This is a genomic window from Mesorhizobium sp. M0019 (assembly GCF_040323975.1).
GTDB lineage: Bacteria > Pseudomonadota > Alphaproteobacteria > Rhizobiales > Rhizobiaceae > Mesorhizobium.
This window is the reverse complement of sequence record NZ_JAMYVK010000152.1, coordinates 1-617: the sequence shown is the minus strand read 5'-3', so window position 1 is coordinate 617 and position 617 is coordinate 1. Positions and strand designations below refer to the sequence as shown.

Here is a 617-nt window from a genome sequence, read left to right as displayed (position 1 = left end):
GCCGATCATGCCGTCCGCAATGACGGAGGGATTGACCAAGCCGATCCCCATGCCCTTCGCTGCGAGGATGGCGATGGTCAGGCCGTAGGGCGTTTCGATCAGGATGCGCGGCCGCACCCCATGCGCGGCCAGGATCTTGTCCATCGCAAGCCGAGCCGTATCTTCCGGCGACAATGCCAGGAAGGCCTCGTCGGCGAGATCGGCCGGTGTGATTATCTGCTTCCGCGCCAGCCGGTGGTTCTTCGGCATCACGCAGACGGCGCGCGGTGTGGTGAAGACGCTGTGCAGCACGCCGCTGGTGTCGACCTCGTCGGCCGCGAGCCCGATATCGAAACTGCCAGAGGCGACCAGGTCGCGCACGATATTGGAGGTGCGGACCTGATAGCTGATTCGCACCTGCGGATGCCGGTGCGAGAACGCTACGATCGCGCGCGGCACCAGCCCATGCCCGAGTGCCGACAGGCAGGCGACGCGGATGGTACCGGTGCCGACCTCCTTGATCTGGGCCGCCCGCAGCTTCAGCCGGTCGAGCCCGACCAGGTTGGCTTTCACCTCGGCATGGAACAACTCCCCTTCGCGTGTCGGCACCAGCCTGCCACGAATGCGGTCGAAAAGCC

At 65.8% G+C, this 617-nt stretch carries 1 protein-coding gene; it reads right to left on the bottom strand.

Annotated elements, in window-relative coordinates; translation table 11 throughout:
* Nucleotides 1–617: LysR substrate-binding domain-containing protein (locus tag NKK47_RS35105; RefSeq protein WP_352579945.1), on the bottom strand; the 617-nt coding region annotated here is incomplete at both ends.